The following is a 365-nucleotide window of genomic DNA, read 5'->3' as shown; positions in this document are numbered from 1 at the left end:
CCAGCAGGTACTGATAAAGACAGCTTAAGTAAGACTGTTAAGCAAACAGTTCACTATGTTTACGCTGATAATACAACAGCAGCAAAAGATAGTGTACAAAGCGTTACATTTAAACATACATTGGTATTTGACAAGGTAACAGGTAAGCAAATTAAAGACCTTGGCTGGGATTCTGACAGTCACACGTTTAACAATGAAGTATCACCAGACATCACCGGATATACTCCAAACCTCAAGATGGTTGAAGGCGCAACTGTAAAGCCTAATAGTAAGGATGTTGAATTAACAGTAATTTACACTAAAGTAGCGGACCAAATTGCACAAATCATTTACCGTGATGTAAGTGATACAGATAACACTAAATG

1 protein-coding gene is annotated in these 365 nt (G+C 37.3%); it reads left to right on the top strand.

Features of this window, described 5'->3' with window-relative positions:
• Nucleotides 1-365 (top strand): mucin-binding protein (locus tag FC37_RS10420; RefSeq protein ID WP_162255104.1); only part of this gene is annotated, 365 nt, incomplete at both ends.

Origin of the sequence: Lactobacillus gallinarum DSM 10532 = JCM 2011 (assembly GCF_001434975.1) — a bacterium.
Taxonomy (GTDB): domain Bacteria; phylum Bacillota; class Bacilli; order Lactobacillales; family Lactobacillaceae; genus Lactobacillus; species Lactobacillus gallinarum.
The sequence above is the reverse complement of the archived record's forward strand: the minus strand, read 5'-3'. Positions and strand labels throughout refer to the sequence as shown.